This window comes from Streptomonospora sp. PA3 (genome assembly GCF_009728995.1).
GTDB lineage: Bacteria > Actinomycetota > Actinomycetes > Streptosporangiales > Streptosporangiaceae > Streptomonospora.
Map to the genome: position 1 here is coordinate 128,400 of NZ_VTZW01000020.1, position 21,363 is coordinate 149,762.

Annotated in this window: 17 protein-coding genes; 6 read left to right on the forward strand and 11 right to left on the reverse strand. The window is 72.9% G+C overall.

Features of this window, described 5'->3' with window-relative positions; translation table 11 throughout:
• Positions 1–2: 2 nt before the first annotated feature.
• The 3 genes from FZ103_RS22935 to FZ103_RS22945 all read right to left on the reverse strand — a co-directional run bounded on the left by FZ103_RS22935 (position 3) and on the right by FZ103_RS22945 (position 4,006).
• The gene (locus FZ103_RS22935; protein ID WP_156004189.1) at positions 3–1,163 is read right to left on the reverse strand and encodes a PotD/PotF family extracellular solute-binding protein; all 1,161 of its coding nucleotides are present in this window, start codon (positions 1,161–1,163) and stop codon (positions 3–5) included.
• A 220-nt stretch (positions 1,164–1,383) separates the two neighbouring features.
• Positions 1,384–2,529, reverse strand: a complete 1,146-nt coding sequence (locus FZ103_RS22940) for an ABC transporter ATP-binding protein (RefSeq protein ID WP_156004078.1) — start codon at positions 2,527–2,529, stop codon at positions 1,384–1,386.
• 22 nt (positions 2,530–2,551) lie between these two features.
• Positions 2,552–4,006: a gamma-aminobutyraldehyde dehydrogenase gene (locus FZ103_RS22945; RefSeq protein ID WP_343233665.1), complete on the reverse strand. Its 1,455-nt coding sequence runs from the start codon at positions 4,004–4,006 to the stop codon at positions 2,552–2,554.
• Between the two features lie 202 nt (positions 4,007–4,208).
• Here FZ103_RS22945 and FZ103_RS22950 point away from each other — a divergent pair, with 202 nt between their 5' ends.
• Both FZ103_RS22950 and FZ103_RS22955 read left to right on the forward strand, forming a co-directional pair.
• Positions 4,209–5,591, forward strand: coding sequence for an aspartate aminotransferase family protein (locus FZ103_RS22950; protein ID WP_186356734.1), 1,383 nt, complete (start codon positions 4,209–4,211; stop codon positions 5,589–5,591).
• 88 nt (positions 5,592–5,679) lie between these two features.
• A complete protein-coding gene (locus FZ103_RS22955) occupies positions 5,680–6,249 on the forward strand; it encodes a carboxymuconolactone decarboxylase family protein (RefSeq protein WP_156004084.1) in 570 nt (189 codons plus the stop codon).
• Between the two features lie 112 nt (positions 6,250–6,361).
• On the opposite strand, the gene FZ103_RS22960 is transcribed toward FZ103_RS22955, so the two are convergent.
• From FZ103_RS22960 to FZ103_RS22975, 4 genes are all read right to left on the reverse strand, one after another.
• Positions 6,362–7,126: a crotonase/enoyl-CoA hydratase family protein gene (locus FZ103_RS22960; protein WP_156004086.1), complete on the reverse strand. Its 765-nt coding sequence runs from the start codon at positions 7,124–7,126 to the stop codon at positions 6,362–6,364.
• Positions 7,127–7,196: 70 nt separating this feature from the next.
• On the reverse strand, positions 7,197–7,970 hold the full coding sequence (locus FZ103_RS22965) for an SDR family NAD(P)-dependent oxidoreductase (RefSeq protein WP_156004088.1): 774 nt from the start codon (positions 7,968–7,970) through the stop codon (positions 7,197–7,199).
• A 178-nt stretch (positions 7,971–8,148) separates the two neighbouring features.
• The gene (locus tag FZ103_RS22970; RefSeq protein WP_156004090.1) at positions 8,149–9,210 is read right to left on the reverse strand and encodes an ROK family glucokinase; all 1,062 of its coding nucleotides are present in this window, start codon (positions 9,208–9,210) and stop codon (positions 8,149–8,151) included.
• A 225-nt stretch (positions 9,211–9,435) separates the two neighbouring features.
• Complete coding sequence (locus FZ103_RS22975; protein WP_156004092.1) at positions 9,436–10,260, reverse strand: hypothetical protein; 825 nt, start codon at positions 10,258–10,260, stop codon at positions 9,436–9,438.
• A 249-nt stretch (positions 10,261–10,509) separates the two neighbouring features.
• Between FZ103_RS22975 and FZ103_RS22980 the strand changes: the two genes are divergently transcribed.
• Positions 10,510–12,159 (forward strand): DHA2 family efflux MFS transporter permease subunit, encoded by a 1,650-nt coding sequence (locus FZ103_RS22980; protein ID WP_186356735.1) that lies wholly within the window; start codon positions 10,510–10,512, stop codon positions 12,157–12,159.
• Here FZ103_RS22980 and FZ103_RS22985 read toward each other — a convergent pair.
• Positions 12,156–13,532 carry a lysine 2,3-aminomutase gene (locus FZ103_RS22985; protein WP_186356736.1) on the reverse strand — a complete coding sequence of 459 codons (1,377 nt, stop codon included), beginning with the start codon at positions 13,530–13,532 and terminating at the stop codon, positions 12,156–12,158. The two genes, FZ103_RS22980 and FZ103_RS22985, sit on opposite strands and share 4 nt — an antisense overlap.
• Positions 13,533–13,921: 389 nt before the next feature.
• Here FZ103_RS22985 and plsX point away from each other — a divergent pair, with 389 nt between their 5' ends.
• Positions 13,922–15,025, forward strand: coding sequence for a phosphate acyltransferase PlsX (plsX, locus tag FZ103_RS22990; RefSeq protein WP_343233666.1), 1,104 nt, complete (start codon positions 13,922–13,924; stop codon positions 15,023–15,025).
• Between the two features lie 120 nt (positions 15,026–15,145).
• Positions 15,146–16,879, forward strand: coding sequence for an arginine--tRNA ligase (gene argS, locus FZ103_RS22995; protein ID WP_156004093.1), 1,734 nt, complete (start codon positions 15,146–15,148; stop codon positions 16,877–16,879).
• A gap of 85 nt (positions 16,880–16,964) precedes the next feature.
• On the opposite strand, the gene FZ103_RS23000 is transcribed toward argS, so the two are convergent.
• Positions 16,965–17,564: a hypothetical protein gene (locus FZ103_RS23000; protein WP_156004094.1), complete on the reverse strand. Its 600-nt coding sequence runs from the start codon at positions 17,562–17,564 to the stop codon at positions 16,965–16,967.
• Positions 17,565–17,960: 396 nt separating this feature from the next.
• Here FZ103_RS23000 and FZ103_RS23005 point away from each other — a divergent pair, with 396 nt between their 5' ends.
• Positions 17,961–18,578: a YceI family protein gene (locus FZ103_RS23005; protein WP_156004096.1), complete on the forward strand. Its 618-nt coding sequence runs from the start codon at positions 17,961–17,963 to the stop codon at positions 18,576–18,578.
• A gap of 211 nt (positions 18,579–18,789) precedes the next feature.
• On the opposite strand, the gene rbsK is transcribed toward FZ103_RS23005, so the two are convergent.
• A complete protein-coding gene (gene rbsK / locus FZ103_RS23010) occupies positions 18,790–19,713 on the reverse strand; it encodes a ribokinase (RefSeq protein WP_343233667.1) in 924 nt (307 codons plus the stop codon).
• Positions 19,714–19,786: 73 nt separating this feature from the next.
• Positions 19,787–20,629 (reverse strand): exodeoxyribonuclease III, encoded by an 843-nt coding sequence (locus FZ103_RS23015; RefSeq protein ID WP_186356737.1) that lies wholly within the window; start codon positions 20,627–20,629, stop codon positions 19,787–19,789.
• Positions 20,630–21,363 lie beyond the last annotated feature (734 nt).

Here is a 21,363-nt window from a genome sequence, read left to right on the forward strand (position 1 = left end):
GGTCAGGACTGGGAGACGGAGAGGAACAGCGGGGCGAACTTCTCCTCGTTGTTGCTGGTGATCGGCACGTAGTTGTGCAGCTTCTCGTAGTCCTCGTCAGTGGGGTAGACCAGAGGGCTGTCGATGACGCGCTCCAGCCACTCCTTGTCCTCGCCGGAGGCCTTGGCCGCCTTGTCGCGCAGCACCTCGCGCGACTTCGGAACCGGGGTGATGTAGTTGATGTACTCGGTCAGACCGGCGGCGATCTCCGGGTCGTAGAAGAAGTCCATCAGCATCAGCGCGTCCACGGGGTTCTTCGCGGTGAACGGGATCATCATGTTGTCGCTCCACAGCGTGGCGCCCTCTTCGGGGACGACGAACTGGAGGTTGGTCCCCTGCTCGGCGTTCTGCTGGAAGATGTCGCCGGACCAGGCCATGGACATCCAGATGTCGCCGTTGCTCAGCGGCTGGATGTAGTCCTGGGAGTAGTAGCGCCGCACCAGGCCCTTGTCGCGCTGCTCCTGCAGGGCGTCGGCGGCGTCGATCCAGTCGCGCTCGGTGGAGTCGGCAGGCTTGACCCCGTTGTAGAACAGCCCGAAGTTGGCCAGCTCCTGCGGGTCGGCGAACATGCCGACCTTGTCCTTGAACGCGGTGTCCCACAGGTCCTTGATGCTGGTGATCTCGCGGTCGACGTACTCGGGGTTGTAGGCGATGCCGGTGATGCCCGAGGCGTAGGGGATCGTGTACCGGTTTCCGGGGTCGTAGCTGGTGTTCTTGTAGATGTCGGCCGCGTGCTCGGCGAAGTTGGGCAGCTTGGCGTGGTCCAGCGGCGCCAGGTAGTTGAGCTCCATGAGCTTGTTCAGCTCGATGCCGTTGGTCAGCACCATCAGGTCGTAGCCGATGGGCTCGGACTGGGCGAGCATGGGCTGGATCTTGCCGAAGAAGGACGGGTTGTCCTGGATGGCCTCGTCGTAGTCGACCTTGATGCCCGTCTCCTCGGTGAAGGCCTTGAGTTCGGGCTTGTCGGGGTCCATGTACAGCGGCCAGTTGGCGAAGGTGAGTCGGCCGTTGCTCTCCTTGCCGTCCCAGAAGCCCTCCGCGGTCGCGGACTCGCCGCCCTGGCCCTCGACTCCGCACGCGGAGAGGGCGAGGCCGGCGGCGGTCATCGTGGAGAGCCCGAGCATGGAGCGTCGGCTGAGTCGTGGCTGGGTGAGCCCGCGCGCGAATGCGGCTTGCGCGGGAGTGAGGCGTCGGGTCACGGCGGTTGGCTTCTTCCTGCTGTGGGGGGTCGGGACGGGGGGTGCGGCGGCAGCGTCACCGGCAGGGATCGGATGCCGCGGGTGGTGGTGAGCCGTGCGGGGCGCGGTCGCCGCACCGGGTCCCGGAGCGGCGCCGCTCCCGCTCCTAGGTACCCGGCAGGGCGTAGGCGTGCTCGGGACGCCACGACACCCAGACGGTGTCGCCGCGGTCGGCGGCGCTCGCGGCGTCGGAGGAGTTCTGCCGGAAGACGACGATCTCGGTGCCGTCGCCCAGCCGGACGGTGTAGTGGGTCGTCGAGCCCAGGTAGACCACCTCGGCGACCACACCGGGCAGCCGCGCCCGGTCGGCGGAGGGCTCGGCGGTATCCAGTGCGATCTTCTCCGGGCGCACGGTCAGGTCGACCCGTGAGCCGGCCGGGGAGTCGCACTCGGCGAGGATCTCGCCGGCCCCGTCGATCCCGATCTCCGCGAAGCCGCCGCGGTGTCCGTCGACGGTCCCGCTCAGCAGGTTGGACGTGCCGATGAACCCCGCCGTGAACCGGGTGGCCGGGCGCTCGTAGATCTCGGCGGGCGTGCCCAGCTGCTCGACGCGGCCGCCGTTCATCACCGCGATGCGGTCGGACATGGTCAGCGCTTCGCCCTGGTCGTGGGTGACGTAGACGAAGGTGATGCCGACGTCGCGCTGGATGCGCTTGAGCTCGATCTGCATGGCCTGGCGCAGCTTGAGGTCGAGGGCGCCCAGCGGTTCGTCCAGCAGCAGGGCGCTGGGCCGGTTGACCAGGGCGCGCGCCAGGGCCACCCGCTGCTGCTGGCCGCCGGAGAGCCTGCCGGGCTTGGTGCGCTCGCGCCCGCTCAGCTCCACCAGCTCCAGGGACTCGGCGACCTTGCGCCGGATCTCGCCCGCCGCCTCGCCCTTGCGCCGCAGCCCGAAGGCGACGTTGTCGAAGACCGTCATGTGCGGGAACAGGGCGTAGCTCTGGAAGACCATGTTCACGTCGCGCCGGTGGGGCGGAATCCCGGTGACGTCGTCGCCGTGCAGGCGCACCGTCCCCGACGTGGGGTCCTCGAAGCCCGCGACCATGCGCATCGTCGTGGTCTTGCCGCAGCCCGACGGGCCGAGCAGGGAGAAGAACTCGCCCTGCTCGATGCGCAGGTCCACGCCGCGCACGGCCTGCACGTCCTCGCCGCCGGAGCGGTAGGTCTTGACGATCTGCTCCAGGCTGATGGCGGCGGCGCCTGAGGGGGCGCCGGCACCCTGGCGGGCGCGCGACTCCTCGGTGGCGGTGGCCATGGGGCGGCTCCTCACGGGTGTGCTAGTCACGGCCGATGTAGCTCATGACGTGCTTGATCCGGGTGTAGTCCTCCAGGCTGTAGAGGGAGAGGTCCTTGCCGTAGCCGGAGTGCTTGAATCCGCCGTGCGGCATTTCGGCGATGAGCGGGATGTGGGTGTTGATCCACACGCACCCGAAGTCCAGGCGGCGCGAGACCCGCAGCGCGCGGCCGTGGTCGCGGGTCCACACGCTTGACGCCAGACCATAGCGGACGGAGTTGGCCCACTGCACCGCGGTGTCCTCGTCGCTGAAGCGCTGCACGGTGATCACCGGGCCGAAGATCTCGTCGGTGACCATCTCGTCACCCTGGCGCAGGTCGGAGACCACGGTGGGCGCGTAGAAGTAGCCCTGGGCGCCGACGCGCCGCCCGCCCGCCATGACCCGTGCGTGCTCGGGCGCGCGCTCGACGAACCCGGTGACGCGCTCCAGCTGCGCGGCGTTGTTCAGCGGGCCGTAGGCGGCGTCGGTGTCGTCGGGGGAGCCCGTTTTTGTCTTGGCGGCGTGCTCGGCCAGCGCCGCCGCGAGGTCGTCGTGCACCCCGGGGCCGGCGATGACGCGCGTGGCGGCCGTGCAGTCCTGGCCGGCGTTGAAGTAGCCGGCCTCGGCGATGCCCTCGGCGGCCTTCTCCACGTCGGCGTCGTCGAAGACGATGACCGGCGCCTTGCCGCCCAGCTCGAGGTGCAGGCGCTTGAGGTCCTTGGAGCCCTCCCGGGCGACCTCCAGCCCGGCGCGGGTGGACCCGGTCAGCGAGATCAGCCGCGGCACGGGGTGGTCGACCAGGGCGCGCCCGGTGTCGCGGTCGCCGGTGACGACGTTGAACACGCCGGGCGGCAGGAACTCGGCGGCGATCTCGGCCAGCAGCAGCGTGGAGACCGGGGTGGTGTCGGAGGGCTTGAGGACGACGGTGTTGCCGGCCGCCAGCGCGGGGCCGATCTTCCAGGAGGCCATCGCCATGGGGTAGTTCCACGGCGTGATCTGGCCGACGGGGCCGATGGGCTCGCGGCGGATCCAGGAGGTGTGGTCGGCCATGTACTCGCCGGCCGCCTTGCCTTCCAGGTTGCGGGCCGCGCCGGCGAAGAAGCGCAGCGCGTCGGTGACCTGCCAGAGCTCCTCGTCCCTGGTGAGCTGCACGGGTTTGCCGCAGTTGGCGACCTCGGCGGCGACCAGTTCGTCGGCGCGCTCCTCGACCGCGTCGGCGAAGCGGTTGAGGGCGATCTGCCGCTCGGCGGGGGTGCTGTCGCGCCATCCGCCGTCGAAGGCGGCCTGTGCGGCGCTGAAAGCCGCGTCGACGTCGGCCTGGCCGGAGAGCGCCGCCTGCGCGAACACCTCGCCGGTCGCCGGGTCGATCAGGTCGCTGGTACGCCCGTCCGCGGCGTCGACGTACTCGCCGTTGATGAAGTTGCGCAACCGCTTGGGGCGGCTCGACTGCTCTTGCACGGGGGGTTCCTCCGGGTCGAATGACTGACGCACGGCTGGTGCCTCTTCCGTACGATGGCAGACCCCATGGGCAGCGACAAGGGATTCCGTTGTAAAGATCATGCTTCTCAGCGGATACTTGACAGAGTAGTTAAGCCTGCGACTATTTCACTGGGTCGACCAAACGGTCCCCGCGAATCACGACCCGTTCAGGGGGAACCAAGTGACAGCCCGCCAGTACGACACCTCCAGCGCGCTCCAGCAGGCGGCCCAGGACCACCTGTGGATGCACTTCACCGAGATGGCGGCCTACACCGACGCTGAGATCCCCGTCATCACCCGCGGCGAAGGCGCCTACGTCTACGACTCCCGGGGGCGGCGCCTGCTGGACGGGCTCTCCGGGCTGTTCGTCTCCCAGGCCGGCCACGGCCGCGCGGAGATCGCCGAGGCGATCGCGGCCCAGGCGCGCGAGCTGGCCTACTTCCCGATCTGGACCTACGCCCACCCCGCGGCCGTGCGCCTGGCCGAGCGGCTGGCCGAGCTGGCACCCGGTGACCTGGACCGCGTCTTCTTCACCACCAGCGGATCCGAAGCCGTCGAGAGCGCCTGGAAGCTGGCCCGGCAGTACTTCAAGGCCGTCGGGCAGCCCACCCGGCACAAGGTGATCAGCCGCGAGGTCGCCTACCACGGCACCAGCCTGGGCGCGCTGTCCATCACCGGCGTGCAGGCCCTGAAGACGCCTTTCGAGCCGCTGGTGCCCAGCACCGTCCAGGTGCCCAACACCAACATCTACCGCGCACCCGTGCACGGCGACGATCCCGAGGCCTTCGGCGCCTGGGCCGCCGACCAGATCGAGCACGCCATCGTGCAGAACGACCCCGAGACCGTGGCCGCCGTCTACGTCGAGCCGGTGCAGAACTCCGGCGGCTGCCTCCCGCCGCCGCCCGGCTACCTGCAGCGGGTCCGCGAGATCTGCGACCGCCACGGCGTCCTGATGGTCTCCGACGAGGTCATCTGCGCCTTCGGCCGGCTCGGCGAGTACTTCGGCGCCGAGCGCTTCGACTACGTGCCCGACATGATCACCTTCGCCAAGGGCGTGACCTCGGGCTATGTCCCCATGGGCGGGGTGATCGCGCGCAACCGGCTGGTGGAGCCCTTCCGGGAGCCCGGCAGCATGTTCGCCCACGGCATCACCTTCGGCGGCCACCCCGTCGCCGCCGCGGCCGCCCTGGCCAACCTCGACCTCTTCGAGGACGAGAAGCTGCTGGAGAACGTGCGCCGCAACGCGCCGGTGTTCCGCTCGGCGCTGGAGCGCCTGCACGACCTGCCCATCGTCGGCGACGTCCGCGGCGACGGCTACTTCTACGGCATCGAACTCGTCAAGGACAAGCAAACCCGGGAGACCTTCACCGACGAGGAGGCCACCCGGCTGCTCAAGGGCTTTCTGTCCCCCGCCCTGTTCGAGGCCGGGCTGATCTGCCGCGCCGACGACCGCGGCGACCCCGTCGTCCAGCTCTCCCCGCCGCTGATCTGCGGACCCGAGCACTTCGACGAGATCGAGTCCGTGCTGCGCGACGTGCTCACCCGCGCCTGGCAGCGCATCTGAGCGGCCGGCCGCACCCGGCGCCCCGCCCTCCCCGACGCGCGGGGGCCGACGGGGAGGGGCGCCGGGCCCCGCGCGGCATAATCGTCGGATGCGCCACGGCCGGATCCACTGGTACTCCCCCGACGAGCTCACCCCCGAACAGCGGGCGATCTACGACGGCGTAGTGGCCAAGTACGGCACCGAGCCGCCCTTCGAGCTCTTCGACGAGCAGGGCCGGCTGCACGGCCCGTTCAACGCGATGCTGGCCGCGCCCGGTGTCGGCGCGTCCCTGCAGCAGCTCAGCGCGGCGGTGGGCGCACACACCTCGCTGCCGCCGCGGATCCGCGAGATCGTCATCCTCACCGTGGCCACCGCCCGCGCCAGCGCCTTCGAATGGTCGGCACACCGGCCGCTGGCGCGGGCGGCCGGGTTGAGCGAATCCGAGATCGCGGCGCTGGGCGGCCACGCGACACCGGACACGTTCGGCCCGGCCGACCGCGCCGCCCTGGAGTTCAGCCGCTCGCTGCTGCGCGACCGCGACGCCTCCGACGCCTGCCACGCGGCGGTTCGGGAGCACTTCAGCGAGGCGGGCGCGGTGGAGCTGATCACCCTGGTCGGCTACTACGAGTTCCTGGCCACCCTGCTGCGCGCACTGCGCGTCCCGCTGCCGCCGGAGTAAGCGCCGCCTCGCCGCGGACCGCCCCCGGCCGCGGCCCGCGTACCACCGCACGAGCGCGCGGCGGGCGGCCGGGGAGTCCGGCGCCCGCCGCGCTGCCGCCCGGAAGGCGGGGCTATTCGCCCTTCCACTGCGGCGCGCGCTTCTCGGCGAAGGCCGCCGCGCCCTCCATGGCGTCGTGGCTGACGAAGACCGGCCCGGTGATGGCGTCCTGGCGCTCCCACATCTCGGTGCTCGGCCAGTCGTCGGACTCGGTGATGACCTGCTTGGAGACCGCGACCGACAGCGGAGCGTTGGCCGCGATGCGCGCCGCCAGCTCGCGGGCCCCCTCCAGCGCGCCGCCCGACGCGGTGACGCTGTTGACCAGGCCCAGCTCGGCCATGCGCGGCGCCTCGACGAAGTCGCCGGTCAGCGCGAACTCCATGGCGATGTTGCGGGGGATGCGGTGCTGCAGGCGCAGCAGTCCGCCGCCGCCCGCCACCAGGCCCCGCTGGACCTCGGGGATGCCGAACTTGGCGTCCTCGGCGGCGACCACCAGGTCGCAGGCGAGCACCGCCTCGAACCCGCCGGCCAGCGCGTAGCCCTCCACGGCGGCGATAAGCGGCTTGCGCGGCGGCCGCTGGGCGAACCCGGCGAACCCGCGCCCCTCGACCGTGGGGACCTCGCCCTGCATGAACGCCTTGAGGTCCATGCCCGAGCAGAAGGTCTGCCCGGCGCCGGTGAGGACACCCACGACGAGGTCCTTGCGGGAGTCCAGCTCGTCCAGCGCCTCGGCGATGCCCCGGGCCACCGCGGCGTTGACGGCGTTCTTGGCCTGCGGGCGGTTGATGGTGATGACGGCGACGCCGTCCTCGGCGGTGAAGCTCACCTCGTCGCTCATCGCGCTCCTTACTCGGGTCGGTGGGCGGACCCGGCGAGCGCGCCCGCGCCGCCCGGCCCGCCGTGAGGCACTACTTCGGGGGCATCCGCAGGCCGCCGTCGAGCCGGACGACCTCGGCGTTGATGTAGCCGTTCTCCACCAGGGCGCGGGCCAGCCGCCCGAACTCGGCGGGGGTGCCCAGGCGCTTGGGGAACGGCACCGGCGCGGCCAGGCGCTGCTTGAACTCCTCGGACTCGGGCCCCTGGCCGTAGATGGGGGTGTCCAGGATGCCCGGCGCGATCGTGTTCACCCGGATGCCGGCCGCGGCCAGGTCGCGGGCCGCCGGAACCGTCATGCCGATGATCCCGCCCTTGGAGGACGAGTAGGCGATCTGGCCGATCTGGCCCTCGATCCCGGCGACGGAGGCGGTGTTGACGACGACGCCGCGCTCTCCGTCCTCGTTGGCCGGCTCGGTGGCCGACATCGCCGCCGCCGCGAGCCGCAGCACGTTGAACGTCCCGATCAGGTTGACGTCGATGACCTTCTTGTAGCTGGCCAGGTCGTGGGGGACGCCCTCCTTGTTGACGGTGCGGGTGGCCCAGCCGATGCCCGCGCACGACACCGCCGCCCGCAGCGGACGGCCGGTGTCCACGGCGGCGCGCACGGCCGCCTGCACCTGCTCCTCGTCGGAGACGTCGGTGGTGACGAACGTGCCGCCGACCTCCTTGGCCAGCGCCTCGCCGCGCTCGGCGTTCAGGTCGGCGATGACGACGGCCGCCCCCGCGGACACCAGTTCCTTGACCGTGGCTTCACCCAGCCCGCTTGCGCCGCCGGAAACCAGGGCGGCAACTCCATTCAGCTCCATGTGCGGCACTCTACAGACCACGGAGGACGCCGACTAGAACGAGGTTCGGTTTTTCGGCGCACGGGTTCCCGCCGCCGGTCAGGCGGTGCCCGCGCCCCGGTGCCGCGGCCGCGAAGCCGCACCGGCCATGCGGTGCCGCCGCACGAGCAGGCGGCCCGGAAGGATTGCCGGCGACCCGCTAGCGCGAGCGGCCGCGGATGCGGATCGGGCCGCCGATGCGGCTCTGGCGGCGGCCCTGGCGCCAGCGGGGCAGCGCGTCGCGCGCCAGGTCGGCCGCGCCGATCAGGCCGGCCTCGTTGCCCAGCTCGGCCGCCACGATCCCCGGCTCTGGCCGGTAGCCGCGGCCGGTCAGGGAGCGCCGGAACGCCCGACGCGCTGGGGCCAGCAGCAGCTCGCCGCTCTGGGAGACTCCGCCGCCGACGACGAACAGCTCCGGGTCGAAGGCCGCGGCGAGGTTGGCCAGCCCCAGGCCCAGCCAGCCGCCCGCCTCCTCCAGCAGCTCCGTACACGCCAGGTCCCCCGCGCGCGCCAGCTCGCTCACCAGCGCCCCGGTGATCAGCGACGGCGTGCCCGCCACGGCGTTGAGCAGGCCCCGCGCCACCGGCGAGTCGGCCGCGGCCAGCTCCCGCGCCTCGCGGGTGACCGCGTTGCCGCTGGCGTACTGCTCCCAGCAGCCGCGGTTGCCGCACTCGCAGCGCAGCCCGCCGGAGACCACCGTCATGTGGCCGAACTCCCCGGCCATGCCGTGGCGGCCCCGGTAGAGCTCCCCGCCGATGACGACCGCGCCGCCGATCCCGGTGCCCAGGTTGACCACCACCGTGTCCGCGCAGTCGCGGCCGGCGCCCACGCGGGCCTCGGCCCACGCGGCCGCGTTGGCGTCGTTCTCGACCACGACCGGCAGCTGCAACCGGGTGCGCAGCGCCTCGCGGAGCGGCTCCTCGCGCCAGGACAGGTGAGGCGCGAACAGCACCGTTGCGCGCTGCTCGTCGACGAAGCCCGCCGCGCCCACGCCGACGGCCCGCACCGGGTAGTCGCGCCGCAGCTCGGCGACGACATCGCAGATGGTGTCCTCGACGACCTTCGGGCTCTTGCTGCGGTCGGGCGTCTCGGCGCGGCAGCGCGCCAGGATCCTGCCGCCGGGCGTCACCACGCCGGCGGCGATCTTGCTGCCGCCGATGTCGACGCCGATCACCAGCCCGCGGTGATGGATCCGGGCGGCGTTCTCACGCGAAGAAGCCATCGTCCGGCCACTCTAACGGGGCGGCCGCTAACCTTCACCGGCCTGGTGTTCCCGCCGCTCGTGCGGCTGCCGCCGGCCGCCGTGCCGGCGGCGCCTTCGGGGCTGCCAGGGACGCCTGGAGCCCGGGCGGGATTCCGGGCGGAGTACGGGCGCGAGGCGGGAGCACGGGAACGTGCCGCCACGAGCCGGCCCGCGGCGGGCTGCGGCGGGCCGCGGCCGCCGGAGTCAACTCGCCCGGGTCAGCACAGCCGGATCCTCCGCCACTCCGACGGCGGCCGGGTCGGCGGGCGGCTCGAGGTCGTGGCGCCCGGCGATGAGCTCCTGGACGCGGATCTTCGCCTTGATCAGCGGGCGCCGGATCCGCAGGTCGCGGCGCTGGGCCTCGCGGAGTTTCGCCGAGTCCGCGGGGTAGCGCCAGCGCGCCCACGGCGATCCGGGGACCGCCAGCCGCACGGCCGCCACCACCGAGACTGCGGGCAGGAACACCCCGGCGAGGCCAGTCCAGATCTTGCCCTTGAGCAGGCTGACCACCGAGCCCGCGAGGTTCACCAGCACCAGCACCAGCAGCCCCGCCTGGGCTCCCGTCTGCCAGCCGCCGGGTCCCGCGGTCTGGAACCAGTCCCACCCGAAGGGCCGGAACCCCGTCAGCAGGAGTCCGGTCAGGGCGACGGCCACGAAGACCGCGTCGACCGACGCCCGGCCCTGCTCGGTCCAGTAGACGTCGCGCAGGTGCAGGATCAGCGCGAACTCGTCGAGGACCAGCGCGGCCCCGAGGCCGAACAGCCCCGCTGCCACGGCGATCGGTACGCCCTGGCGGTCGGGGATCAGCAGCGCCGCCACTCCGCCGACCAGCATCAGCCCCACGCCGAAGACCACGTGATGGATGTGCAGACCGCCCGGCCGCAGGTTGCCCGGCCACCAGCGGACCCCTGCGCGGATCATCCGCACGCTCATCCGGATCAGCAGGAAGCCGACCACGAAGGCGACGAAGAAGCAGAACAGCGGCAGCCGGCCCGTCGCCACGACGGTGCTGCCGAACCACTCAGCCATCGGACTCCTCGAGTGCGATACCGGCCCGCAGGGGTAGAGGGGGTGGGCCATGGTTAACACTACGTGCCCAAGGCTAGGCGGGGGGCGGATCGCTGCCATGCACACCGACCGACGGCCGCGCAACGGTCGAGGGACACCGCACGGAGACGGGGATTCGCCGGCGGCGGCGCCGGGTGACGGGCACAGGAGCGCGCCGCTAGCCGCCGCCACCCCTGACGGAGGCGCTGCGCGCCACGTGCGGGCGGGATCGTGAACCGCCTCCGCGGCAACCCGTGGGCGATCCTGCTCGCGCTGTGCACCGGGTTCTTCATGACCCTGCTGGACCTGACCATCGTCAACATCGCCATCCCCGACATGACCCGGCAGCTGGGCGCGCCGCTGGACCTGATCATGTGGGTGATCAACGGCTACACCCTCGCGCTGGCCGTGCTGATCATCACCGCGGGGCGCCTGGGCGACCTGTTCGGGCAGCGGCGGCTCTTCCTCATCGGCGTCGCGGTGTTCACCGCCGCCTCCGCCCTGTGCGGCCTGGCCGTCGGGGTCTACACGCTGATCGCCGCGCGCGTGCTGCAAGGCGTGGGCGCCGCGATCCTGATGCCGCAGAGCATGGCGCTGGTCGTGCGGGTGTTCCCCGCCGACCGCCGCGGGGCGGCGTTGGGCGTGTGGGGCTCGGTCGCGGGCCTTGCCACCATCGCCGGCCCCACTCTGGGCGGGCTGCTGGTGAGCGCGTTCGACTGGCGGTTCATCTTCTTCGTGAACGTGCCGCTGGGCGCCGTGGCACTCGCCCTGGCCTGGGCGCTGATCCCGCGCGACCCCTCGGCGAGCGGGCGCGCCAGGCTGGACCTGACCGGCGTGCTGCTGGCCACGGCCGCGCTGACGTGCTTGTCGTTCGGCCTGATCGAGGGCGAGCGGTTCGACTGGGGGCGCATCTACGGACCGCTGAGCATTCCGCTGCTGCTCGCGGCCTCCGCAGTGCTGTTCGCCGTGCTGGCGGTGCAGCAGCGCGCCCGGCAGCCGCGGGATCCGCTGATCCCGTTCGTGCTGTTCGCCGACCGCAACTTCGGCTTGATGAGCCTGGCCGCGGCGCTGGTGTCGGTGGCCATGCTCGGGTTCTTCCTGATGTTCTCCATCCACCTGCAGTCGGTGGCGGGGATGAGCGCCCTGGAGGCGGGGCTGACCATGGCCCCGATGTCGGTGGTGTCGATGGTGACGGCGCCGGTGGTGGGCCGCCTGATCGACCGCCTGGGCGGCAAGCACTTCCTGGCCGGCGGCAGCGCGCTGTTCGCCGGAGGGGTCGGCTGGCTCGTGTGGCTGCTGGGCGTCCAGGGCGATTGGCTCACCTACCTGCCACCGCTGCTGGTGATGGGGCTCGGCGTCGGCTCGGTGTTCGGGCCGATGAACACGCTGGCCATGTACCGGGTGCGGCCGAGCATGGCGGGCGCGGGTTCGGGGGTGCTCAACACCGTGCGCCAACTCGGGTCGGTGCTGGGGACGGCGGTCGTGGCCGCGGTGATGCAGGCGGTGCTCGCCGCGCGGCTGGCCGATCGCGCCGAGCGGCGGGCCGGGGAGCTGCCGCCGGAGGTGCGTGAGCCGTTCGTGTCCGGGCTGGTCGCGGGCGCCCGGCGCGGCGTGGAGGTCGGCGGCGCCGCGGCGGTGCGGCCGCAGCCGCCGCCGGGGGTCTCCGACGAGGTCGCCGCCCACATGGGGCGGCTGGCGGGCCAGGTGTTCCGGCACGCGTTCGTCGACACCGCGCACGTCGTCGGACTGCTGCCGGTGGCGGCGCTCGCGGCGACCTTCCTGTGTGCGCTGCTGGTGCGCGACACCCGCGAACGCCGCGGGGGCCGGAGCACGGCCGAGCCCGTGCGCTCGGCCGCCTCCGAACGACCCCGGCGCGCCTAGGGGTGGGCCGTCCCGATCAGCACGGTGGAGTCGGTGCTCTCCGCCTGCTCGAAGGGGAAGCGGGTGGCCCCGAGCGCGGGTTCGAGGTCGCTGAGCCAGACCGCCTTCTCGTCGTAGCGGGCGAAGAAGGGCCGGCCGACCAGCTCGGGGTCGCGGGCCTGGATGAAGTGGCAGACGAACACCTTCTCGCCGGCGACCTCGGTGACGCCGTCGATGCAGACCTTGCCGGGCGTGGCCGACATGGAGGGGCCGCGCACGGTGCGCGCCAGGCCCGAGACGTTGGCGTAGGCGTCGCGGAAGATCTCGTAGGCCTCGGCCAGGGGGACGGCGAAGTAGTCCTGCGGCCCGGTGTCGCGCTCGACGAACATGTAGTAGGGCACCATGCCGTGGCGGACGTGGGTGCGCCACATGCTCTCCCAGGTGGCCGAGTCGTCGTTGATCGTGCGGATCAGCGGCGCCTGGGTGCGGATGACGGCCCCGGTGTCGCGGATGCGGGCCACGGCCTGCTGCACCAGGTCGGGCGCCATCTCGTTGGGGTGGGAGAAGTGCGCCATGAACGCGAGGTTCTTGCCGGCGGCGACGACCTGCTCGAACAGGCGCAGGGTGTCGTCGGCGTCGGGGTCGGTGGTGAACCGCTGCGGCCAGTAGGCCAGCGACTTGGTGCCGATGCGGACGGACTCCAGGGTCTCCACGCCCAGCAGCGGCTCGATGTAGCGCCGCAGCACCGCCTCGCCCATGATCATCGGGTCGCCGCCGGTCAGCAGCACGCTGGTGACCTCGGGGTGCCGGTGCAGGTAGGCGACCAGGTGGTCGATCTCGCTGGAGGCGAACTTCAGGTCCGGCTCGCCCACGAACTGCGCCCAGCGGAAGCAGTAGGTGCAGTAAGCGTGGCAGGTCTGGCCCTGCTTGGGAAAGAACAGCACCGTCTCGTGGTACTTGTGCTGCATGCCCTCCAGGGGGTCCTGGCCGTCGGCGGTGGGGACGTTGAGCTCCATCTGGCCGGCCGGGTGGGGGTTCAGCCGCCCACGGATCTCGTTGGCCGCCCGGTTGATGTCGCCCTTGGGCGCCTCCCGGCGCAGCAGGTCGGCCATCCGCGCGACATCGGCCGAGGGCAGCATGTCCGCCTGCGGAAAGACCAGCCGGTAGATCGGATCGTCCGGCGCGGCGTCCCAGTCGATCAGCTCGTCGACGACGTAGCTGTTGACCCGGAACGGCAGCACCGTGGCGACCGCTCGGACCGCGAGGCGTTCAGCCTCGCCCAGCCCGGCGCGAGCCGTGAGCTCGTCCAGGTGTTTGGTCGTGTAGGCACGAAACCGACGCCCGCTTGTCGGGGACGGGGACGGGGACAGTGCCGCGTCGTGCGTCAGGCTCACGTGTCTCCTTTCCTGGGGGCGATCGGCCCGCCGTGCGGGGGGAGCAGGGCAGGCGGCGGTCGGGGCGCCCGCGGTCGGCGGGCTTCCCCGGAGATGAACAGTGCGGTTGTGCACCGGCAAGGACGATCAGCCCAAACCGGCCGGAAAACCGTCATACCCGTACTTCCGTCCTTCCTACCCACTTTCCCGATAACAACCGCTGAGCAGGTGTTCTTCGCCCCAGCCCGTCCGTACCGCGCCGGCGGGCACTCCTGCGCGTAACCTGAGCCCCGTACGGTCAGCGGTGCCCGTGGACGGGGCGCCGCCGCCGATGGCGGCGCCCGAGCCGGCGCCCGCGGCGAGGAGGCGGGCCCGGTCCGGGCCGCCGGCGGAGAACGAGGGGGGTCGGGGTGAGCACACCCCAGACGGGCGCGCGCGCCGGGGTGAGCGGACCGGTCATCGCCGTGGACGCCATGGGCGGCGACCACGCTCCGCAGGAGGCGGTGCGCGGCGCCGTCCGGGCCGTGCGCGAACACGGGCTGCGCGTGGTCCTGGTGGGCCGGCGCGCCGAGGTCGCCGCGCTGCTGGCCGAAGAGGACGCCGTGGGCGCCATGCCGGTGCTGCACGCCGAGGACGCGCTGGCCATGCACGAGGGCGCGCTGGCGAGCTGGCGCCGTCCGCGCTCCAGCGTGGCGGTGGCCTGCAAGCTCATCCGGCAGGGCGAGGCGAGCGCACTGGTGTCGGCGGGCTCCACCGGCGGCGTGGTGGCCACCTCGACGGTGCGCCTGCGCACCCAGCCGGGGATCCTGCGACCGGCGCTGGCCGTGGCCCTGCCCACCCGGCCGCGGCCGACCATCCTGCTCGACGCCGGCGCCAACGCCGACGCCAAACCGGAGATGATCGTGCAGTTCGCGCACCTGGGCGCGGCCTATGCCCGCAGCGCCTTCGGGGTGGAGCACCCGCGCGTGGCGATGCTCACCATCGGCTCCGAGCCCGGCAAGGGCAACCGGCTGGCCCGCAAGACCGCGGAGCTGCTGGCGGCGGCGGCCGACCAGGCGCCGCAGGTCTCCCGGCTCGACTTCCGCGGCAACGTCGAGGGCCACGACCTGCTCTCCGGTGAGGTGGACGTCGTGGTCACCGACGGTTTCACCGGCAACGTCGCGCTGAAGTCGGTCGAGGGCGCGGTGCGCTTCACCATGGAGGCGGTGGTCGAGGCGATGACGTCGAGCACCCTGGCCAAGGCCGGATCGCTGCTGCAGCGCAGGCGGCTGCGGGAGCTGCGGGAGCGGCTGGACAGCGACACCTACGGCGGCGCCGTGCTGCTGGGCCTCAACGGCAGCGTGGTCATCGCCCACGGCGCCAGCCGCGCGCCCGCGATCGAGCGCGCCTGCCGCCTGGCCCACGACCTGACCGCCGGCGGCATCGGCGAGGAGGTGCGCAGCAGAGTCCAGGCCACCGCCCGCTCGACCTGGCTGTCCCGCCGCAGCCCGGGCGAGGAGCAGCAGGCGCGGTGAGGCGTCGCCGGGACGGCCGGGCGGCCGTGCCCGCACCCGGGGTGCTCCGCGCAGCGCCGCCCCTCTTCAGGGCTGTGGAAACCGAACTCGGGCGGTGCGGCGGCTCGGTAGGCTTACGGCATGGCCGACCCGCAGGAGATCCTCGCAGCACGGGTCCAGTCCGCACTCGGCGCCGCGCTCGGCGCCGAATTCGCCGAGACCGACCCCGTCATCCGTCCGTCCCAGTTCGCCGACTACCAGGCCAACGCCGCCCTGGCGCTGGCCAAGCGCATCGGCCGTGCCCCGCGCGACGTCGCCGCCGACATCGTCGCGCAGCTGGACGTCGACGACCTGTGCCGAGAGGTCGAGATCAGCGGTCCCGGCTTCATCAACCTGACGCTGCGCGACGACTGGATCGCCGCGCAGGCCCAGGCGCTGCTGAGCGACCCCCGGGCGGGCGTTCCGCAGCAGGATCCCGAGACCGTCGCCATCGACTACTCCGCGCCCAATGTGGCCAAGGAGATGCACGTCGGCCACCTGCGCACCACCGTGGTGGGCGACGCCCTGGCCCGGGTGCTGGAGGCACTGGGGCACCGTGTCGTCCGCCAGAACCACATCGGCGACTGGGGCACGCCCTTCGGCATGCTCATCGAGCACCTGCTCGACGCCGGCGAGGACTCCCCCGAGGCCGAGCTCGTCAAGACCGACCCCAACGCCTTCTACCAGGCGGCGCGCGAGAAGTTCGACGACTCCGCGGAGTTCGCGGCGCGGGCGCGCAAGCGCGTCGTCGACCTCCAGGCGGGCGATCCCGAGACCCTGCGGCTCTGGCAGGAGCTCGTGGACCTCTCCAAGGTCTACTTCAACCGGATCTACGCCAAGCTCGACGTCACGCTCACCGATTCCGACCTCGCCGGCGAGAGCACCTACAACGCCATGCTGCCGGGCATCTGCGAGGAGCTGGAGCGCACGGGCATCGCCGAGATCAGCGAGGGCGCGCTGTGCGTCTTCCTCGAAGGCTTCACCGGCCGCGAGGGCCGGCCGGTACCGCTGATCGTGCGCAAGAGCGACGGCGGGTACGGCTACGGCACCACCGACCTCGCCACCGTGAAGTACCGGGTCGAGCAGCTGGGCGCCCGGCGCCTCCTCTACGTCATCGGCGCCCCGCAGTCCCTGCACCTGCGGATGGTGTGGCAGACCGCGCGCAAGGCCGGGTGGCTGCCCGAGGGCGTCGACCCGGTCCACGTCCAGATCGGCAACGTGCTCGGCTCGGACGGCAAGATTCTGCGCACCCGCAGCGGCAAGCCGATCCGGCTGATGGAGCTGCTCGACGAGGCCGTCGAGCGCGCGACCACGGTGGTGGCCGACAACCGCCCCGACCTGGACGAGGCCACCCGGGCGTCGATCGCCCGCGACGTCGGCATCGGCGCGGTCAAGTACGCCGACCTCTCGGTCTCCCACGACACCGAGTACGTCTTCGACTACGACCGCATGCTGGCGCTGACCGGCAACACCGGCCCCTACCTGCAGTACGCGGCCGCGCGCATCCGCTCCATCTTCCGCAAGGGCGGCGTCGACCCCGCCTCCGCGGAGGGCCCGGTGGTCCTCACCGAGCCCGCCGAACGCGAACTGGCGCTGGCGCTGCTCGGATTCGGCCCGGCGGTGGCCGCGGTCGGCGCGACACTGGAGCCGCACCGGCTGTGCTCCTACCTCTTCGACCTCGCGCAGGCGTTCACCGCGTTCTTCGAGCAGTGCCCGGTGCTGCAGGCCGCCGATCCGGCGGTGCGCGAGTCCCGCTTCGCGCTGATCGCGGCCACCCTGCAGACGCTCGTCGCGGGCCTGGACCTGCTCGGCGTGCGCGCACCGGAGCAGATGTAGCGCAGCATCCGGTGGCCGGCGCGGGGGCCGCCGGGCCACCTGCGCCGCCCGGCTGACCGGGGCGGCTCGGTAGGCGCCGCCGCCGTTAGCCGCCGAAGCCCTCGTAAGGGTCGTCGCCGGGCAGTTCGTCGGAGTCGCTCCACTCCTGCGTGGCCGAGTCGCCCTCCTCCCACGGCGGTGCACCGGGGGCGGAGTCCCCGTCGGGACGCGAGCCGTGCGGCGGGCCGCCGGGGAGGTCCCCGTCACCGTCCCAGTCGCGCCACTCCTCGCGGTCGGGCAGCCCGGGCCGACCGTTTTGCCCACCGCCCGCATCGGGCTCGGCGGTCGCACCGGAGCCGCCGGCGGAGTCGGCGCCTCCGGCACCGGATCCGCCCTGCGGCTGCTCCGGCTTCCCCGCAGGCGCCTCCGAGGGAGCTTGGGCCGTCGCCGAGATCTCCCCGGCCCCCTCCGCCACGGGCGCGTTCGTGGGGCTCGCGCTGACGCCGCCCGGCGGCGGAGGCGGGTCGTCGGCCTCCACCTCGGTACCGCCGCCCGACAGCAGCAGCCCCGCGGCCAGCACACCGCCCAGGGCCAGACCGGCGGTCAGGCCGCCGGCCGCGATGAGGCGGCGCCTGCGCAGCCGCTCCCGCCTGCGCCGAGCGGTCCGGGTGAGAACGGGCTCGGTGTCGGGAGTGTCGCTGCTCATGCGGATGGCTGACCTCTCGGAGACGGGCGTCCGGGCGCCGGGTTCCGTAGGGTGCAGGGGTCCCATGGCGCACAGGCTCCACAAGAGTACATCGCGGGCGTTCGCGGCGAATGCGGAGGCGGGGGCCGGATCGGGCCCTTCCGCAGAGGGGCGCACCGGCGGTGGCGACGTCCTGTCGGCGTGTGAGGAACGCGACATCCGCGGTCGTGAAAGGCGACCGAAAGCGGCCTTTCATCCGGGACCGATACCCCTTGACCGTCGCGGACCGGGGGCGCGAAACCGCGCGCGGGCGGCGGCGGGGGCGACACCTCCGACCGCCCCACCGGGGACGCGGTGCGGAACAGCATCGGAACTGGATATTAGCCTGAGAGAGATCCAAACGAGGGGAAAGCAGACATGAACCCACTCCCATCCGGAGGCTACGACTTCGGTCCCGCGCCAGGCCACTGGTACCTGGATCCCATCCACTCCTGCCTCATCTTCGTCGCCCGCTATCTGCGCTTCGGCCGTGTGCAGGGCACGTTCAGCGACGCCAAGGGCGCCGTGATGGTGGCCGAGGACCCCATGCAGTCCAAGGTGGACGTCAGCATCCGCGCCGCCTCGGTCAACACCGGTGTGCAGGCGCGCGACGACCACCTGCGCTCGCCGGACTTCCTGGACGTGGAGAACCACCCGGAGATCCGGTTCACCAGCACCCGGATCGAGGAGCGCTCCGTGCAGAAGCGCACCTTCTACCTGCACGGGGACCTCACCGTCCACGGCACCACGCTGCCGATCACCCTGGAGTGCCAGTGGGCGGGGGAAGCCCCCGACTACGCCAACCCCGACGACACCTACGGCCACTTCTTCGCCGGGAACACCCAGATCCGCCTCTCCGACTTCGGGGTGGGCGACGGCGGCCCCGTCCCCTGGGGAGGCCGACTGGTCGGCGACGTCGTCGACATCGTCCTGGAGCTGCGCGTGCAGGACACCGACCCGATCCACTTCCTGCGCCAGATCGGCCACGTCTCCTGACACCGCGGCGTCGGACGACGCATTCCCCTCTCGCGCCGGTCTCCCCGGCCGGCGGCGGCCCCGGGCCGGGCGCAGCAGCCTGCTGAAGGCATAGCGGCAACCCGGACTCGGCCTTAGGTCCATCGGGTCCACGGGCGGCGCCAACGCGACGGATCCGCCACCGCGCGCCCGCACCCTCCCGCACCCGCTCCGCACCGGCGGGCGCCCGGGCTCAACCGGCGGCCAGCAGCTCCTCGATCTCGGCGCGCTCGGGCATGGAGGGCGCCGCGCCGTGGCGCTGCACGGAGATCGCGGCGGCGGCCGCGGCGAAGCGCAGCGCCTGCTCGGGGGACCGGCCCCCGGCTCGGGCGGCCGCGAACGCGCCGCAGAAGGTGTCGCCGGCCGCTGTGGTGTCGACGGCGGCCACGCGGCGCGCCGGCACGTGGACGGGATCGGTACCGCGGGCGCCGTGGAGCGCACCGTCCTCGCCCAGGGTCACGATCGCCTCGGGCACCGTGCGCAGCAGCGCGGCCAAGGCGCTGCGCGGGTCGGTCTCGCCGGTGATCGCCGCGGCCTCGTGCTGGTTGGGGACCAGCAGGTCGACGTTGTCCAGCAGGTCGGCGGGCAGCTCGCGCGCGGGCGCCGGAGTCAGGACGGTCGGCACGCCCGCGGCGCGGCCGGCGCGCGCAGCGGCGGCGACCCCCTCGATCGGCAGCTCCAGCTGCAGCAGCAGGGCGGCGCTGCCGCGGATCAGCGTCTCGTCGCCCTCCCGCAGCCCGGTGACCTCGCCGTTGGCTCCCGGGACCACGATGATGGAGTTGGCGCCGTCGCCCTCGACCACGATGTGGGCCACGCCGGAGGCGCCGCCCACCGTGCGCAGCCCCGAGACCTCGATGCCGCAATCGACGAGGTTGGTGCGCAACTGGGTGCCGAAGGCGTCGTCGCCGACGGCGCCGAGGAAGGCGACATCGGCGCCCGCACGGGCCGCGGCGACGGCCTGGTTCGCGCCCTTGCCGCCGGGGACCTGGCGGAACCGGGTCCCCGTCACCGTCTCCCCTCTGCCGGGAGCGGAGCCGACGTAGGCGACCAGGTCCATGTTCACGCTGCCGAAGACCGCGATGCGCGGCGGCGCCGCGGAGGTGCTGGAGGAGCTCACACCCCGACCATATCGGCCGGGCCGCGCCCGGATCGGCCTCCCGCCGCGGCCGGCGCGGTGGCGGCCGCGGCGATCACGCCCCGGCCAGCCCGGCGGAGTCGGCGGCCGCGGACTCCTCTCCGGCGCCGCGGTCGAGGTCGACCATCACCGGCGCGTGGTCGGAGGCGCCCTTGCCCTTGCGCTCCTCGCGGTCGATGACGGCTCCGGAGACGCGCTCGGCCAGAGCGGGCGAGGCCAGCACGAAGTCGATCCGCATGCCCTTGCGCTTGGGGAACGACAGCTGCTTGTAGTCCCAGTAGGTGTAGACGCCCGGCCCGGGGGCGAACGGGCGCACCACCTCGGTGAAGCCGGAGTCGACGATGCTGGTGAAGGCGTCGCGCTCGGGCTTGGTCACGTGGGTCCTGCCCTCGAACTCGGCCATGTCCCACACGTCCTCGTCGCGGGGCGCCACGTTGAAGTCGCCGCACAGCGCGAGCTGGGCGCGGGGATCCTCGTCCAGGCACGCGGCGCCGTAGGCGCGCAGGGCCTCCAGCCAGCGCAGCTTGTAGGTGTAGTGGGGGTCGTCGACCTCGCGGCCGTTGGGCACGTACAGACTCCACACCCGCACCCCGCCGCAGGTGGCACCCAGCGCGCGGGCCTCGGGCGCCTCCGGATCGCCCCAGCCGGGCTGGCCCGGGAAGCCGATCTGCACGTCCTGCATGCCGACCCGGGACAGGACGGCGACCCCGTTCCACTGCGAAAGCCCGTGGTGGGCGACCTCATAGCCGAGGTCGGCGAAGAGCTCGGTCGGGAACTGGTCGTCGCGGCACTTGGTCTCCTGGACGGCGGCGACGTCGACGTCGCTGCGCTGCAGCCACGCGGCGATCCGCTCGCCGCGCGCCCGGACACTGTTCACATTCCACGTCGCGATTCGCACGAGCCCAGGCTAACGCGCGGGTGCGACAGCGCGGCTCGCCTGAACACGCCTAAGCGAGGAGGGAAGACGGCGCGTCGAAGCGCCCCGCGCCCCCGCGGGAAACCCCCCTCCTCTCGCGCTCGGCTCGCGGTGAGTGAAGAGGGGCGGGCGAAGGGTAAGACAAGGCAACGGAAGGGGTCTCGGTGCGGCCGTCCTCCGCACCGAGACCCCTTCGTCGCGCACGGCGCCGCAAGCGGTGCCGTGGACGCCCCGCGGCGTCCGTTTCCCGTCGCGTGATGGGACGGCCGGGCCGCGCCGCCGGTTCGCCCGATCCGGGCAAAAGATCGGTCAAGACGGCGGCCGTGCCGATCCGCCCGCCGCAGGCGCGGCGCGGCCGCCCGCCTCGGCGGCACTCCGCCGGCGGTTTCAGCGATTTCCCAGCCTGTGCTCTGCGGCATCCCAGCCCGCTGCGGCATGCTGGCGCCGGGCCGCACGGCGACCGCTTGGACGCGACCGGATGCGGCCCGTCGTCTCGCGCCGGCGCGCCCCCGGATCGCCGGCGCGAGACGACGGCGGGGGCGGCGGGCAGGCGCGCTCCGGCGCCCCCGCCGCGCCATGCGCCCGTGCCCCCGGCGCCGCCGCCTTTTCGACGAGCCCCCGCACGCACACGCGCGCGGGGCTTTCGGTGTGTCCACCGTGTCGGCGGCCTGCGGCATCATGGAAGACCAGGCCGGAGGCCGCTCCGGAACCGCTCA